Source organism: Georgenia phoenicis (assembly GCF_047302425.1).
GTDB lineage: Bacteria > Actinomycetota > Actinomycetes > Actinomycetales > Actinomycetaceae > Oceanitalea.
Map to the genome: position 1 here is coordinate 221,308 of NZ_CP154855.1, position 15,790 is coordinate 237,097.

Genomic DNA, 15,790 nt, shown 5'->3' on the forward strand with positions numbered 1-15,790 from the left:
TCACCCGGGCCGGTGGGCCCACCGCGCGGCGTCCCCAGCCCTCACAAGCCGCTCACACACCCTCCGCAGCGGAGCCCCGCGCCGTTCACCGGGAGGAAACGAGGTGTCCCACCGGACACCGATCGGCGAGAATGGTCGACCGTGACCACGGAGCGGGGCGCCGCACAGCACGCCGACGGCGGACGACCGCCCGGGCGAGCCGGCGACGGCACCCGCACGGGCCGCCGTCGTCGTCCCTCCACCCGCCGCCCCGAGCACCGCGGGTACTCCCCCGAGCAGCTCGAGGCGCGCCGCGCCGCCGTCCCGGAGATCCGCTACCCGCTGGAGCTACCCGTCTCCGCCCGCCGCGAGGAGATCGCCGCGGCGATCCGCGACCACCAGGTCGTCATCGTGTCCGGCGAGACCGGCTCGGGGAAGACCACCCAGCTGCCGAAGATCTGTCTCGAGCTGGGCCGCGGCGTCACCGGGATGATCGGGCACACCCAGCCGCGCCGGATCGCCGCCCGCACCGTCGCCGAGCGCATCGCCGAGGAGCTCGACGTCCAGCTCGGCGGCGCCGTCGGCTACCAGGTGCGCTTCACCGACGAGGTCGGCCCCACGACGCTCGTCAAGCTGATGACCGACGGCATCCTCCTCGCGGAGATCCAGCGCGACCCGATGCTGCGGCGCTACGACACGATCATCGTCGACGAGGCCCACGAGCGGTCCCTCAACATCGACTTCATCCTCGGCTACCTCGCCCGCCTGCTGCCGCGCCGCCCGGACCTCAAGGTCGTCATCACCTCCGCGACGATCGACTCGGCCCGGTTCGCCGCCCACTTCGGCCGCGACGGCGACGACGGCGAGCGGGTCCCGGCCCCCGTCGTCGAGGTCTCCGGGCGCACCTACCCCGTCGAGGTCCGCTACCGGCCCCTCGTCCCCGACACCGACGACGACGGCGGGGACGAGGCACCCGCCGCCCGCGAGGAGGACGTCGACCAGCCGACGGCCATCTGCCGCGCCGTCGACGAGCTCATGGCCGAGGGCCCCGGCGACGTCCTCGTCTTCCTCTCCGGCGAGCGGGAGATCCGGGACACCGACGTCGCCCTCGCCGAGCACCTCGGGCCGCGCTACGCGGGCCGCGCCACGCCCGGCCAGCCCGGCGTCGTCGAGGTCGTCCCCCTGTACTCGCGGCTGTCCGCGGCCGAGCAGCACCGCGTCTTCGAGCCGCACCGCCACCGGCGGGTCGTCCTCGCGACGAACGTCGCCGAGACCTCGCTGACCGTGCCGGGGATCCGCTACGTCGTCGACCCCGGCACCGCCCGCATCTCCCGCTACTCCAGCCGCACCAAGGTCCAGCGGCTGCCGATCGAGGCGATCTCCCAGGCGAGCGCCAACCAGCGCTCGGGCCGCTGCGGGCGCGTCGCGGACGGCATCGCCATCCGCCTCTACTCGCGCGCCGACTTCGAGTCGCGCCCGGAGTTCACCGAGCCGGAGATCCTCCGCACCTCCCTCGCCTCCGTCATCCTCCAGATGGCGGCGCTCGGGCTCGGGGACGTCGAGAGCTTCCCCTTCGTCGACCAACCCGACACCCGCGCCGTGCGCGACGGCGTCCAGCTCCTCGTCGAGATCGGCGCCCTCGAGGAGGACGACGACGACTCCCGCAGCGGGCGGCACCGGCTCACCGCCGTCGGCGGCCAGCTCGCGCGCCTGCCCATCGACCCGCGGCTGGGCCGCATGCTGCTGGAGGCGCAGAAGAACGGGTGCGCGGCCGAGGTCATGGTCATCGTCGCGGCGCTGTCCGTCCAGGACGTGCGCGAGCGGCCGGCCGAGCACCAGCAGGCGGCGGACGCCAAGCACCGCCGCTTCACCGACCCGACCTCCGACTTCCTCGCCTACCTCAACCTGTGGCGCTACCTGCGCACCCAGCAGCGCGACCTGTCCGGCTCGGCGTTCCGGCGCCTGTGCCGGGCGGAGTTCCTCAACTACCTGCGGATCCGGGAGTGGCAGGACGTCGTCAGCCAGCTGCGCCAGCTCGCCAAGCCGCTCGGCCTCACGATGCGCCCGCTCGCGCTGCCCCACGCGGACGAGGTCGGCGACGACCCGGCGGCCGCCGCCGTCGCCGTCGGCCGCTCCTCCGACGCCGCGAGCGCCGACGCGATCCACCAGTCCCTCCTCGTCGGCCTGCTGTCCAACCTCGGCAGCTACGACGAGCGGCGCCGCGAGTACGCCGGGGCGCGCGGGACGCGCTTCGTCGTGTGGCCCGGCTCCGGCCTGAGCAAGAAGACCTACGACTGGGTCATGGCGGCCGAGCTCGTCGAGACCTCCCGGCTCTTCGCCCGAACCGTCGCGCGGATCCAGCCCTCGTGGGTGGAGCCCGCCGCCGCGCACCTGACGAAGAAGGTCCACTCCGAGCCGTACTGGTCCACCCGGCAGGGCGCGGCGATGGTCCACGAGAAGGTCCTCCTCTACGGGATGACGCTGGTCGCGGACCGCACCGTCCCGCTCGCCAGCGTGGGCACCGCCCCCGCCCGGGCGCTGGCGCGCGAGCTCTTCATTCGTCACGCCCTCGTCCAGGGCGAGTGGCGCACCCACCACGCGTTCTGGAAGCACAACCGCGAGCTGCTCGCCGAGGCCGAGGAGCTGGAGAACCGCACCCGGCGCCGCGACCTCGTCATCGACGAGAACGGCATCTTCGACTTCTACGACGAGCGCCTGCCCGAGTCCGTCGTCAGCGCCCGGCACTTCGACTCGTGGTGGAAGAAGCACCGGCACGAGGAGGCCGAGCTCCTCGACTTCACCCGCGAGCTCCTCTTCGGCGGCGAGCCAGACATCTCCTCCGCCGACTTCCCCGACACGTGGAAGCAGGGCGACCTCACCCTGCCCCTCACCTACCAGTTCGAGCCCGGCACGGCCGCCGACGGCGTCACCGTCCACGTCCCCATCAGCGTGCTCGGGCGGCTGCGTCCCGACGGCTTCGACTGGCTCGTCCCCGGGCTGCTGCCCGACCTCGCCGTCGCGACGATCCGCTCGCTGCCCAAGAAGGTGCGCGTCCAGCTCGTCCCGGCCCCCGACGTCGCCCGCGAGGTCCTCGCGCTGCTCCCGCCGTGGGCGGAGGTCGCCCCCGCGCCCTTCGGTGCCCCGTCCTTCCGTGAGGCCTTCACCGCCGCCGTCGCCATGGCCCGCGACGTCGAGATCCCCGCCGACGCGTGGGACGAGGAGAAGCTGCCCTCGCACCTGCGCCTCACCTTCCGCGTCCTCGACGACAAGGGCAAGGTCCTCGGGGAGAGCACCTCCCTGCCCGCGCTCCAGCGGCGCCTCGCCGCCCAGACCCAGGCCGCCGTGCGCAGCGCCGTCAAGGGCGCCGTCGCGCTGGCGATGGAGGAGGCGCGTGAGCAGTCGGGCGGCGCGAGGACGACGACGGCGCAGCCCGCGTCGCCCGGTACCGCACCTGCCGCGGGCTCGCGTCCGTCGGCCCCGGCTCTCGCCGAGGAGCACGGGCTCACCGGGTGGCCGGCCGCCGGGACGATCCCGGCGCAGGTCGAGTCGACCGGGCCGCAGGGGCTGCTCGTGCGCGGCTACCCGGCGCTCGTCGAGGTGACCCCTGACCGCGGCGCGCCGCCGCGAGTGGACCTCCTCGTCCTCGCCGACTCCCGCGAGCAGGGGCGCGCGCACCGCCGCGGGGTGCGGCGCCTCGTGCTCCAGGAGACGGCGCTGGCCAGCGGGCGGGTGACCTCCCGCTGGACCGGGCGCGAGGCGCTCACCCTCGCCGCCAGCCCCTACCGCGACACCGAGTCCCTCGTCGCGGACGTCCAGCTCGCCGCCGTCACCGCGCTGGCCGACGAGTGGGTGGCCGCGAACGGCGGGCGCGAGCCGATGGACGCCGAGCGCTACGGGCAGCTGCGCGACGCCGTCCGGACGAGTCTGGAGGTGCGGGTCTACCGGATCGTCGGCCAGGTGGTCGCGGCGCTGGAGGCGCAGCGCGAGCTCGAGGCAGCGGTCAAGGACGCGACCTCGATGTTCCTCCTCAACACCCTCACCGACGTGCGGGACCAGGCCGCCCGGATCATCTACCCCGGCTTCGTCTCGCGCACCCCGCCCGACCGCCTCGTCCACCTCCCGCGCTACCTGCGGGCCGCGCGCCGGCGGGTGGAGCGGGCCAGGGACAACGTCCACCAGGACGCGAACCTCGCCTGGCGCGTGGGCGAGCTCGAGGAGGAGTACGAGGCCGCCGCCTCCGCCGCCCGGCACGCCACCGCGGACCCGGCCCGCGCCGCGACGCTGGAGGAGGTGCGCTGGCTGATCGAGGAGCTGCGCGTCAGCCTCTTCGCCCAGCAGCTCGGCACGCCGGTCAAGGTGAGCGAGAAGCGCATACGCAAGCTCCTCGCCTGCGCCTGACCGTCAGTGCGGTCGGACGCGTCAGCGTCAGCGTGGCCGGTACTGCGCGACGATGGGGCACTCGAAGGGGTCAGCCTCCCCCATGCCCACGCGGTTGAGGTACCGGACGACGATTCCGTACGCCTCGATGAGCCCTGTCTCCGTGTAGGGAATGCCCTTCTCGTTGCAGTACTCGCGCACCAGCGGCTGGGCGCGGCGCAGGTTGACGCTCGGCATGCGCGGGAACAGGTGATGCTCGATCTGGTGGTTCAAGCCGCCCATGGCCCAGGCCGTTACCCGACCGCCGCGGATGTTACGGGAGGTGAGGACCTGACGGCGAAGGAAGTCGACCGTTTCCCGCTCGCCGATGAGCGGCATGCCCTTGTGGTTTGGCGCGAAAGTGGCCCCCATGTAGACGCCGAAGACGACGAGCTGGACCCCGAGAAAGCCGGCCGCCAGCGCGGGGCCGAGCACAAGAACGAGGAGCGCGGGAAAACCGAGCAGCCGCACGGCGAGCAGCGCCGCCTCGAGACCACGGTCGGGCAGGTCGCGCCGGCTGGCAACCGTCCGCACGGCGCTCACGTGGAGGTTGAGCCCCTCCAGGGTGAGCATGGGGAAGAACAGCCACCCCTGGTGTCGGGTCACCCAGCCCAGGACGCCGGTGCGCGTGGGAACGTCCGCGGGATCGAAGACGATCGCGCCCGTCGCGATGTCCCCGTCCTTGCCGATGGTGTTCGGGTCGGCGTGGTGCTTCCCGTGCTTACGCGCCCACCAGCCGTGACTCAGGCCGACGACGAGGTTCGCGACGACACGGGAGAGCTGTTCATTTCGCTTGCTGGAGCTGAACACCTGCTGGTGTGCGGCGTCGTGCCCGAGGAAGGCCGCTTGGGTGAACAGCACACCGAACAACGCGGCGACGGCAAGCTGCCACGGCGTCTGCCCCAGCGAGAGCAGGAGCGCGGTCGCACCCGCGAAGCCTGCCGCGAGGACGATCCCGCGGGCGGCGTACCAACCGGGCCTGCGTGCCATCAGACCGGCAGCCTTGACCCGCCTGGAGAGCTCCAGGAAGTCGTTCGCGGGTCGTTGGCGCGGTGCTCGTACGGTCGACGATTCTGTGGTCATGGCGGGGACCCTACGGACCACGTCGTAGCCCACGCATCACACTGCGGAGGCACACCTGCCCCCTACCGGAGTATGGGGTCAGCGTCCATCCCGTCAGCACCGGTGAGCGGCACCGTAGCCCGGACGGCGAAGCCTCCGTGCGGTGTCGGTTCCGCAGAGACGGCACCGCCGAGGGCGGTCACCCGTTCACGGATGCCCGCCAGCCCCAGCCCCGATCCCGGCGCCGGCTCATGGCCGCTCTCAGCAGCCGAGTTGACCACGCTCACCACCACCTCCCCGTTCGCGACGACGGTGGTGACGTCGATCGCCGCTCCGGGGGCGTGCCGCAGGGCGTTGCTCAGCCCCTCCTGGACCACCCGGAACACGGTCAGTCCGATCGTGGGCGGCACGTCAGTGTTCGCTCCCGAGTAGGTGATGGCGGCACCGGAGGCGCGTGTGGCCTCGACGAGCTCAGGGATGTCGCCCAGCTGCGGCACCGGCGCCATGGGCACGTCGTGGTCGTCACGCAGGATCGACAGCAGAGCCCGCATCTCCTGCAGCGCCTGCCTGGACGAGGCGGCGATGTCGTCGAACTCCTCCTGGACAGCGGTGGTCATGCCGGGCTTGCGGTAGCGGGCGGTCGAGGCCTGGACGTTGATGACCGACATGCTGTGCGCGACGACGTCATGGAGCTCGCGGGCGATCCTGTTCCGCTCCTCGAGGTCCCGACGCCGCTGTGCCTCCTCGGCGCCCATTCGCTCGGCCTTCTCCGCCCTGCCGGCGTTCCTGGTCCAGACGCGACCTAGCGCCCCGAGGAGCGCGAGGCCGCCACTCACCGCGAGGAGTACGACGCCGTTCGCCAGACCGCCGCCGGCCGGCTCCCCACGGACGAGGACGGCCACGACGGTCACCGCAGCACCTGCCGTCCAGGCGACGGCCGCCCAGAACCAGCGGTGGCGCAGCCCGACCAGCGCCACAAGGAGGCAGTGCGCCACCAGTGCCGGCACCGGCCACGGCCACGGCGCCGACAGGTCCGTGGTGGCACCGGAAGCGGCCACCATCATGCCGAGGACCGCGAGAGTCGACAGCCCGATGGCAGGCCAGGCCGATCGCACACCTAGGACCAGGGCGGCACTCTGCCCGGCGGCCAGCACCATGGCCAGGACGGGGTGCAGCCCGTAGACGGCCACGAGGACGGGGGCTCCGACGGCGAGCAGCACGACGCCGGTGCACGCGGCGACGACCCGCGCCCAGACGGTCGCGCGCACCGCAGGCAGCAGCACCTCTTCCCTCGTCGGTGCTCCCTGGCGCCCCTCCAGCTCGTCGTCGCCGCCCAGCATCGCGGTCGTCACCAGCGCGTCCACGACGGCCAGTCCGCGCACGACGCCCGGCAGGGTGAGGAGCGCAACGGCGCCGAGGAGCCCGTTGATCCCGGAGTCGATGAGGTAGGCCCACCACCCACTCTGCGGCACCCCGGGAAGCACCGACCCGAGGAGATAGGGCCAGCCAGAGTCCTCCTCCCGCAGCGCGAGCCCCCAGATCCAGGACGTGAGGCCCCCCAGAGCGGCACAGGACCACGTCACCGCGACGACGAAGGTGAGGAGCCGAAGCACCAGGGCGATGACCGACTCGAAGACGAGGTCGAGCCAACGGCGCGGATCGGTCATGAGCCGGAGGGGACCGGCGGGTCCGCTGCCCGTCGGCACGTACCGGACAGGGGCAACACTCACTCCCCACGCGCGGAGACGCCGGCGCGACAGAGCTGCGAATCGCGTCGCCACCGCCAGGCCCAGGGGCATGAGGAACGCGCCCACCCAGACGACGAATGTCGCGACGGACACGACTGTGAGCGTCACCAGGACGGAAAAGCTGAGCACCGCGAGCGGAAGGCCAGGCAGCACGAAGGCAAGGTCGTGCCCGAGCCGTCGGGTCAGAGCACGCACCCGGCCGACCCGGTCCGCAGCAGCCGTGACCGTCGCACGTTCCATACCCGGCACGTTACGGCGATCACCTGCCCCGCCGCGTCCATCCCGAGAGCGAGGGCCCGACCCCTACCTGGGAGGGATCTCGGGACCCGACCAGCGCGACGGCCGACGCTAGGTTGTGGGCATGCCTTCTCATTCCGCCGCCGACGGGGAGAGGCCCGTGCGCGTGCTCATCGTCGACGACCAGGCCATGATCCGGGCCGGCTTCGCAGCGCTGCTCGACGCCCAGCCCGGCCTCACCGTCGTGGGGACGGCGGACGACGGACTCGGAATCACCGACATCGTGCGCCGCACCCGGCCCGACATCGTCCTCATGGACATCCGGATGCCGAAGGTCAACGGTCTCGACGCCACTCGCGCCGTACGCGAGGCGCCCGGGGAACCTCCGCGGGTCATCATGCTCACGACGTTCGACGCCGACGAGTACGTCTTCGCTGCGCTGCGTGCCGGCGCGAGCGGCTTTCTTCTCAAGGACTCACCGCCGGAGGAGCTCGTCCACGCCGTCCACGTGGTGGCTGCCGGGGACGCACTGCTCTCCCCCAAGGTCACCCGCTCCCTCATCGCGGACTTTGCTGCCCGTCCCGCAGACGCCCCCCGCGGTGACCACTCCCTGACGCCGCTCACCGAACGCGAGCTCGACGTCATGCGCCTGGTGGCCCGCGGGTACTCCAACGGCGAGATCGCGCAGGAGCTGTTCGTCGCCGAGCAGACCGTCAAGACCCACGTCAGCCGCATCCTCGGGAAGCTGGGACTCCGGGACCGGACCCAGATGGTCATCGCCGCCTACGAGAGCGGGTTGGTGAGGGCGCAGAGCTGACGCAGTACGCGGGTAGGGGGCCGCAATTGGCTCTGCGGGGTGACGCCGCCGGGCGAACCTGGTTCCTAACGTCCCCAGCATGTCCACCACACCGACAGTCGCACCATCCCACGTCCCACCGGCCCGCAGCGCTCTTCGGTACGAGCTGCGGAACGTCGATGGACGCCACCTCCTGGCCGCTGACCCTCCAGGGGGAGCGCGCATCGTCGAGGCCCTCGGAGAGGTCGCCACCGCCGATCACGTCGCGGTACTGGTACCAGGCGCCGGCCACGACCAGCGCAGCTACCTCGGCGACGACGGACCCGAGAGTCTGCGCGGACGCGGTGAGCGCGTCCTGCGCTCGATGCAGGCCCTGACTTCCTCAAGTGCCGTCGCCGTCGCCGTCGTCGTCTGGGTCGGGTACCACACCCCGTCCGACCTGGCTGCCGCCACGTCCAACCTCCCCGCTCACGAGGGCGCGCCCGATCTGGCTCGTCTCACCCACTACCTGCCACGGACGGCCCACGTCACCCTGATCGGGCACAGCTACGGCTCCACGGTCTCCGGCCTGGCGCTCAGCACGGCCTGCGCGGCGGACTGTGTGGCCCTGGGCAGCCCTGGCATGGGTGTGTGGCGCCGCGAGGAGCTCGGGTGCGACACCCGCCTCTGGGCGGCCCAGGGCCCATCTGACTGGATCCGCTTCGTCCCGCGCACGAAGCTCGGCACCCTCGGGTTGGGTCGCACTCCCCTACACCCCGCGCTGGGTGCGAGACGCTTCGCCACCGGTGACGTCGCGGGGCACAGCGGGTACTTCACCCCGGGAAGCGAGTCGTTGCACAACATCGCCCGCATTGCCGTGGGCCTCCACGACGAGGTGACCCCCATCCGGGCCGCCGCCGCCTCCCGCCCCCGAGCCCGCCACGCAGAGGTGCTGACGGCATGAGCACCACACGCAGCGAACCCGCCATCCTCGCCGAGGACCTGCGCAAAAGCTATCCCGGCCGGGGTGCCGTGCTCGACGGGCTCGATCTCGAGGTCTCCGCCGGGAGCGTCCACGGACTGATCGGCGCGAACGGTGCCGGCAAGACCACGGCGGTACGCATCCTCACCACCCTTGTTCGGCTCGACTCCGGCCGCGCTCGCGTCGCCGGACGTGACGTCGCCACCGACCCGCGGGGGGTACGCGAGCACATCAGCATGGCCGGGCAGTACGCGGCCGTGGACGAGGTGCTGAGCGGGCGGCAGAACCTGCAGATGTTCGCCCAGCTGGACCACCTGCGCCCGGGCGCTGCACGGCGACGCACTGCGGAGCTGCTGGAGCGCTTCGACCTCGTCGCCGCCGCCGACCGGCCGGTACACCGTTACTCCGGCGGGATGCGGCGTCGTCTGGATCTCGCTGTCAGCCTGATTCGCCGCCCGCACGTGCTCTTCCTGGACGAACCGACCACGGGACTCGACCCGCGTAGCAGGGCCGAAGTGTGGAACGCCGTCCGCGAGCTCGCCCAAACCGGCACCACCGTGCTGCTCACCACCCAGTACCTGAACGAGGCCGACCGCCTGTGCTCCCAGGTCTCGCTCGTGGGTGCGGGCCGGATCGTGGCCGAAGGAACGCCGGCTGACCTCAAGGCCCGGATCGGTGGAAGCCGGGTGGAGGTGAGGGTCCCCGCACACCACGACGTCGAGCATGCGGCCGCGACGCTCTCCACAGCAGTCGAGGCCGTCGCCGCGGTCGACCGCACTACCCGCGAGATCGCGCTGCCCATGCGCGGTGGGACCGCGACCCTCGTACGGCTGGCCCGCGCCCTCGACCACGCTGGAGTGCGGGCCGAGGACGTCTCACTGCGTCCACCCGACCTCGACGAGGTCTTCCTGCACCTGACTTCCACGGTCGTCGAAGGGGCAGCAGGATGAGTACCGCAGCGGCACCAACGCGCGCGACCGGCGCCGCGCGACTCGCCTGGGCCGCGAGTGACACCTGGGTGGTGGCACGCCGTCACCTCGCCCGCCTGACCCGCCGTCCGGACGAGCTGCTGAGCACCATTCTCATTCCTGTCATGGCCGTCGTGATGTTCGGGGTCGTCTTCGGTGATGCTCTGGGAGCAGCGATGGGCACGCCGGACGCTGAGTATCGCCAGTTCCTCATGCCCGGGGTCTTCGCTCTCGCCATGGCGTTCGGCATCGGCAGCACGACGATCGCCGTGGCCTCCGACGCGCAGGACGGCGTACTCGACCGGATGCGCACACTGCCGGCGTCACCGGTGGCGCTGCTCGCGGGGCGCGCACTCGCCGACGTGCTCACCGCCGTCGCTGAGCTGGCCGTACTCGTGAGCCTCGGCGCGGCGCTCGGGTGGGAGTGGCGATCCAGCCCGGGCGCGGTCCTCGCCGCCCTCGGTGTCCTTCTCCTGCTCCGCCTGGCCTTCTCCTGGGTCGGCATTCTGCTCGGCCTCATGGTCAGCGGGCCGGAAGCCGCGATGAAGTACTTCGCGCTCGTCTTCCCGCTGGCCATGGTGGCCGACACCATCGTGCCGACAGCGCTCATGCCTGAGTGGCTGGCCGGTCCGGCTGCGTGGAACCCGCTCTCGCTCACCACAGCTGCCACCAGGGAGCTGGTCCAGGGCCTCTCCGGTCCCCCGAGCGCCGCAGACGCCGTGACGCTGGCCGTCATCTGGCCGGTGGCTGTCACAGCGGTGTGCGTACCGCTGGCCCTGGCGCTGCTGCGTCGGCTGGGACGGTGAGCCGCGGGCGGGCGGGGTTGGCACGTTGGCCCCCAGAGGTGTGCTCCAGCCTCCCTCGATCGAGAGGTGCTGCCGGGGTGGGGGAGATCCCCTCCCCACGTCGTCGCAGATGGGGGGTAGTGACGGGACCCTCCCTCCGCATGCGCGACGATCTACGCTCGTCAACATGAGCGACACCTGGAACGCTCTCGGGATCTACTTGCGCGCTCGTCGCGAGCTGGTGACCCCGAGCAGGCGGGAATCCCTGACCACGGTGTCCGGCGGGTGCCCGGTCTGCGAAGGGAGGAGGTCGCCATGCTCGCCGGTATCAGTGCGGACTACTACCTGAGGCTGGAGCGAGGGCGCGACCGGAACCCGTCGGTGCAGGTGCTCGAGGCGATCGCGCGCGTGCTGCGCCTCGACGACGACCACGTCGCCCATCTGCTCAGCCTGGTCTCCGACTCACCCCGTCAGCGCACGCGTCGGCCGCGCAGGGAGGTCGTGCCACCCAGTGCGCTCATGCTGCTGGAATCCCTGGTGCAGCCTCTTCGCCCAGCAGCTCGGCACGCCGGTCAAGGTGAGCGAGAAGCGCATCCGCAAGCTCCTCGCCAGCGCCTGACCGGCCGGCCGTCTTGCTTGGGTGTGGACTTTTCGACCGCTGAGGTCGAAACGTCCACTCGCAAGAAGTAGGGCACGCTTGGCTGCGTCGCGGGCGCCCTCCAACGCCCGCGACGCAGCCGGTCCAAGGCCGCTTACGCGGCAATGCGGCGCACCATGGGCAGCCGCGACCGGGTGAACAGCCACGCCGCACCCATGGCGAGCAGCGGGACACCCAGCCCGATGGCGGCAACGGCCGGCCACGGCACGACGAGGCTCCAGTGCGGGTCGATGAACCCACCCTCGTGGCGCATGGCCGTGACAATGACGGCCGCGAGCAGGAGACCGGTCCCGGTGCCGAGGACACCGCCGATGAGCGTAAGCACCCCGGCCTGGGCGGCGGCGATGCGGCGCCGGATGCCCGGCGAGGCGCCGACGGCCGCGAGGGTGGCCAGGTCCGGCCGCGTCTCCGCCTGGGCGAGCGCGATGCTCATCATCGTGGCACCCAGCCCGACGACGAGAGCGCCGGCGACGACGATCCACACGGTGAGGGACTCTCCCCCGGTCCCCCGTTCGACGCCGAGGTAGGCGTCGTCGTGGACGCGGTACAGGGCGTCCCACGCGGCGGTCTCCTCGGCCTCCGTGGGCATCCGCGTCGTCGCGGCGAGCAGGCCGACCTCCTCGCTGTACAGGTCAAGGCTCTCGACGACCTGTGGCGGGAACACCATCGTGAAGAGGTCGGGTGTCGGGCCGCCGCCGAGGTCGACGGCGGTAGCCGGGAGCTCGTGGGTCTCGACCACCTCGCCCGGCTCGCCCTCGACGTAGCGCTCCTCGTCGAGGCGGACCGTCCCGTCGGGGTGGACCATGAGCTCGCTCGCGACGACGACCCGGCCAGCCGCCAGCGCCGCAGCGGCCTCCTCGCCGCCCGGGAAGCCCAGGCCCCTCGTCAGGGTGCCGTCGTCGACGAGGACCGCGCCCGTGAGCCGCGACAGGAGAGCAGACGTCCCCGCCCACGCGGTGCGCTGGCAGCGCGGGTCGTCGGCGTGCGCCCGGACCTCGGCGTCACTCGGGTCGCTGAGCTCGTCCAGCGGGCACTCGACCTGGCCGTCCGGCCAGCGCGTGATGAGGTAGGCCGCCTCGTCGGCGGCGGGGCTGTCGGGATCGTCGAGCGCAGCCATGGTGGCGACGTGGACGTCGTCGACCGGGAGGGTCGAGCGCAGGACGTCGGTCAGCGCGGACAGCTGCTCAGGAGCCACGGCTGGTGATCCGACGTCGGCGAAGATCCCCGCCGTCACCGTCCCCTCCGGACCCGTCGGGAGGTAGGTCGCCTCCCGGTGCGCCCCCGAGGAGGCGATGAACCCCGCCCCGGCGGTGGCCCCGGCCAGCGCCGCGATGATGGCGGCGACCGCTGGGGCGGTGCGCGGCCGCTGTCGCGCGCTGTCGCGCAGAGCGAAACGGCTGGCGAGTCCCAGGCGCGGCGCGAGCCGGGCGACCAGCGCGACGATGGTGCCGGCGGTGGAGACGATCCCGACCTCCAGGGCGATGACACCACCGACGAGGAGGAAGGGCTGGGAGGTCCCGGCGCCGGCGAGTGCTGCCGCGACGCCGGCTGCGGCCAGCACCGCACCGACGACGGCCACCCGGCGGCGGGGGCGGGCCTCGGCGCGGCGGCCGGCGAGCGCCGCGACGACGTCGAGACGGGCCGCCTGCCGGGCCGGCAGCCACGCGGCCGCGGTGGCGACCAGCGTGCCCAGCAGCACGAGCGCGGGCAGCACGAGCCAGGGCACCCGCAGGCCCGCGATCGTGGCCGGCCACAGGAGGTTGACGAGCCACACGCCCAGGGCACCTGTCGCGAGGCCGAGGACGACGGCGAGCGCGGACGCGGCCAGGCCCGTCGCGACGCCGCCGAGGAGAATGACACGGCGCAGGTCCCGGGCGCTGCCCCCGGCTGCCGCGATCGTCGCGAGCTGGCGTCGGCTGCGCTGCGCGCCGACGGCGAAGGCCGGCCCGATGAGGAGGACGGCCTCGATGAGCGCGACGGCCGCGACGGCGGCGACGACGGCGACGGCCCCCGGACTGACGATCGCCGCGGTCGGGTCGGCCAGCCCGCCGTGGAGGACGACGTGCCGGCTCAGGACGAGCGAGCCCAGGGCGTTGACCTCCCGCACGTGCTCCGCGGTGACCGGCTCGTCGCCGAAGACGTACCAGCTCACCGGCAGCGCAGCCCAGCCGGTGGTGACGTCGCGGTCGGCCGGCAGGGTGCCGGACGGCGCGAGGATTGGGGTGGGGATGACCGCGGGTTCGAGGACACCGGTCACCGTGGCCGTCACTGGTCGCGGTGCGCCGACGTCCAGGGTGAGGGTGTCCCCGGCGCTGACGGCGAGCGCCTCGGCGGTCCCGTGGTTGACGAGGAGCTCACCCGCCGCGCGGGGCAGGGAGCCGGCCGCGAGCGGTGTCGCAACCAGCTGCGCGAGCCGGTCCGGGGGCAGCTCGCGGAGCTCGCCGACGAAGGGGCGGGCACGCTCCTCGCTCGAGAGCGTCACCTCGGCGATGCTCGCGCGCACGAGCTCGTTGCCAGCGGGCAGCGCGGCGGCGACCGCCTGCTCCTGCTCCTCGACGGTCGGCGGCTCGGCGTCCCCGCCGGACGTCGACCAGCCGCCGGCGCTGCCGAGCGGACCCTGCTCGACGTCCTCGCCGAACCACCCGTGGACCTCGGCCTGGGCGTGGTCGCCGAGCTCTCCGGAGACGATCTGCTCCGGGCTCGGGTCGAGGGAGCTGAGGAGCGTGCCGCCGGCGGTCCCGACGAGGAGGGGGAGCCCGATCATGGTCGCCACGAGGGCGGTGCGTCCCTTGGCCCGTCTCGCGTCGCGGGCGGCGACACGCCCGGCAGCGCGCAGCGCGACCAGCCGGCGTGCCATCAGTGCCCGTCCGCGGCGCTCAGCAGGGACTCCGGCTCGGCCAGCTCACCGGTGGTGTCGATGATGACGCCGTCGCGCAGGAAGACGGTGCGATCGGCCCAGGCGGCGTGACGCGCCTCGTGGGTGACGAGCAGGCCACCGGCACCGGCGTCGACGCGGGCCCGCAGCAGGCGCATGACGTCCTCGCCGGTGGTCGAGTCCAGGGCGCCGGTCGGCTCGTCGGCGAGCACGAAGCGTCGCGGGCCCACGACGGCACGGGCGATCGCCACGCGCTGGCGCTGGCCTCCGGACAGCTCGTCGGGGAAGCGGTCGGCCAGCTCGGCCATGCCGACCTCCTCCAGCGCGGCGCGGGCCTCTTGGCGCGCGGTTCGAAGGGCAACGCCGTCGAGCTCGCGGGGCAGTGCGACGTTCTCCAGCGCGGTGAGGGCGGGGATGAGGTTGAAGTCCTGGAAGACGTAGCCGATGGAGCGACGTCTGAGCCTGGCGCGTGCCCTGGGGTCGAGGGTGCCGAGCTCGTGACGCCCCAGGCTCACCGTCCCGTCGGTGGGGGTGTCGAGCCCGCCGGCGATGTTGAGCAGGGTCGACTTGCCGGACCCGGACGCCCCCATGATCGCGACCAGCTCCCCAAGGCGGACGTCGAGGTCCACCTGGCGCAGCGCGTGCACAGCGGTCGGGCCGCTGCCGTGGACCCGGCTGACGCCGCGCAGGCTCAGCAGGACCGGCCTGGGGTCGGACCCGCTCATGACCTGGCCCCCTCGGTCTGCTCGGCCGCGACGGCCTCGGACCCACGTCGCTGCGGGGGCTTGCGGGCCGCCCGGGCGACCTTGGCCTCGATGTGGTCCAGCCACCGGATCTCGGCCTCGAGGGCGAAGATCAGGTGGTCGAGGACCAGGCCCCACGCCAGGTCATCGCCTGTGGTGCGCTGCAGGCGCGTGTACTCGTGCAGGGAGCGCATCGACTCCCGCCGCTGGCGCTGCACGAGGTCGACGACATCGACGTCGGGCGCGGTGGCCGCCAGCGCGAGCTTGATGACGAGCTCGTCCCGCGCCGGCGTCCCGCGCTGAACAGGCGTGGTCCACCACGCGGCGGCCTCCTCCGCGCCGGCGTCGGTCAGCCGGAAGCGCTCGACCTCGTTGCCCTCCGGGGTCAGGGCCTCCACGAGTCCGTCGCGCACCAGGCGCTGGACCGTCGTGTAGACCTGGCCGATGTTCAGTGGCCAGGTCGCGCCCGTCCGCTCCTCGAACTGCTGCTTGAGCTGGTAGGTGTGCATCGGGCCCTCCGCGAGAAGGGCGAGCAGACCGTGCCTGACCGACATGGCACTCC

General features: G+C 72.8%; 11 protein-coding genes and 1 pseudogene. 7 read left to right on the forward strand and 5 right to left on the reverse strand.

Features of this window, described 5'->3' with window-relative positions:
- The first annotated feature begins 141 nt into the window (after positions 1-141).
- Positions 142-4,377 (forward strand): ATP-dependent RNA helicase HrpA, encoded by a 4,236-nt coding sequence (gene hrpA, locus AA0005_RS01155; protein ID WP_413451602.1) that lies wholly within the window; start codon positions 142-144, stop codon positions 4,375-4,377.
- Between the two features lie 27 nt (positions 4,378-4,404).
- Here the strand turns inward: hrpA and AA0005_RS01160 are convergent, their stop codons facing one another.
- Together AA0005_RS01160 and AA0005_RS01165 are read right to left on the reverse strand one after the other, a co-directional pair.
- Positions 4,405-5,511, reverse strand: coding sequence for a fatty acid desaturase family protein (locus tag AA0005_RS01160; protein ID WP_413451603.1), 1,107 nt, complete (start codon positions 5,509-5,511; stop codon positions 4,405-4,407).
- 29 nt (positions 5,512-5,540) lie between these two features.
- On the reverse strand, positions 5,541-7,445 hold the full coding sequence (locus AA0005_RS01165) for a sensor histidine kinase (protein ID WP_413451604.1): 1,905 nt from the start codon (positions 7,443-7,445) through the stop codon (positions 5,541-5,543).
- Between the two features lie 121 nt (positions 7,446-7,566).
- Here AA0005_RS01165 and AA0005_RS01170 point away from each other — a divergent pair, with 121 nt between their 5' ends.
- The 6 genes and pseudogenes from AA0005_RS01170 (at position 7,567) to AA0005_RS01195 (ending at position 11,571) form a co-directional block, all read left to right on the forward strand.
- Positions 7,567-8,259 (forward strand): response regulator, encoded by a 693-nt coding sequence (locus AA0005_RS01170; protein ID WP_413451605.1) that lies wholly within the window; start codon positions 7,567-7,569, stop codon positions 8,257-8,259.
- A 79-nt stretch (positions 8,260-8,338) separates the two neighbouring features.
- The gene (locus AA0005_RS01175) at positions 8,339-9,181 is read left to right on the forward strand and encodes an alpha/beta hydrolase (RefSeq protein ID WP_413451606.1); all 843 of its coding nucleotides are present in this window, start codon (positions 8,339-8,341) and stop codon (positions 9,179-9,181) included.
- On the forward strand, positions 9,178-10,149 hold the full coding sequence (locus AA0005_RS01180) for an ATP-binding cassette domain-containing protein (RefSeq protein WP_413451607.1): 972 nt from the start codon (positions 9,178-9,180) through the stop codon (positions 10,147-10,149). The genes AA0005_RS01175 and AA0005_RS01180 overlap by 4 nt, the downstream gene beginning before the upstream one ends.
- Complete coding sequence (locus AA0005_RS01185; protein ID WP_413451608.1) at positions 10,146-10,973, forward strand: ABC transporter permease; 828 nt, start codon at positions 10,146-10,148, stop codon at positions 10,971-10,973. Before AA0005_RS01180 ends, AA0005_RS01185 begins: the two co-directional genes overlap by 4 nt.
- A 294-nt stretch (positions 10,974-11,267) precedes the next feature.
- A pseudogene (locus AA0005_RS01190) lies at positions 11,268-11,336 on the forward strand (hypothetical protein); the annotation flags it as partial.
- Between the two features lie 127 nt (positions 11,337-11,463).
- The gene (locus tag AA0005_RS01195; RefSeq protein WP_413453045.1) at positions 11,464-11,571 is read left to right on the forward strand and encodes a DUF3418 domain-containing protein; all 108 of its coding nucleotides are present in this window, start codon (positions 11,464-11,466) and stop codon (positions 11,569-11,571) included.
- 133 nt (positions 11,572-11,704) lie between these two features.
- Here the strand turns inward: AA0005_RS01195 and AA0005_RS01200 are convergent, their stop codons facing one another.
- The 3 genes from AA0005_RS01200 to AA0005_RS01210 are packed head-to-tail and all read right to left on the reverse strand — an operon-like array spanning position 11,705 to position 15,782.
- Complete coding sequence (locus AA0005_RS01200) at positions 11,705-14,467, reverse strand: FtsX-like permease family protein (RefSeq protein WP_413451609.1); 2,763 nt, start codon at positions 14,465-14,467, stop codon at positions 11,705-11,707.
- Entirely contained in the window at positions 14,467-15,210 is a 744-nt protein-coding gene (locus tag AA0005_RS01205) for an ABC transporter ATP-binding protein (protein WP_413451610.1), read from the reverse strand. The genes AA0005_RS01200 and AA0005_RS01205 overlap by 1 nt, the downstream gene beginning before the upstream one ends.
- A complete protein-coding gene (locus AA0005_RS01210; protein ID WP_413451611.1) occupies positions 15,207-15,782 on the reverse strand; it encodes a PadR family transcriptional regulator in 576 nt (191 codons plus the stop codon). Before AA0005_RS01210 ends, AA0005_RS01205 begins: the two co-directional genes overlap by 4 nt.
- Positions 15,783-15,790: the final 8 nt, after the last annotated feature.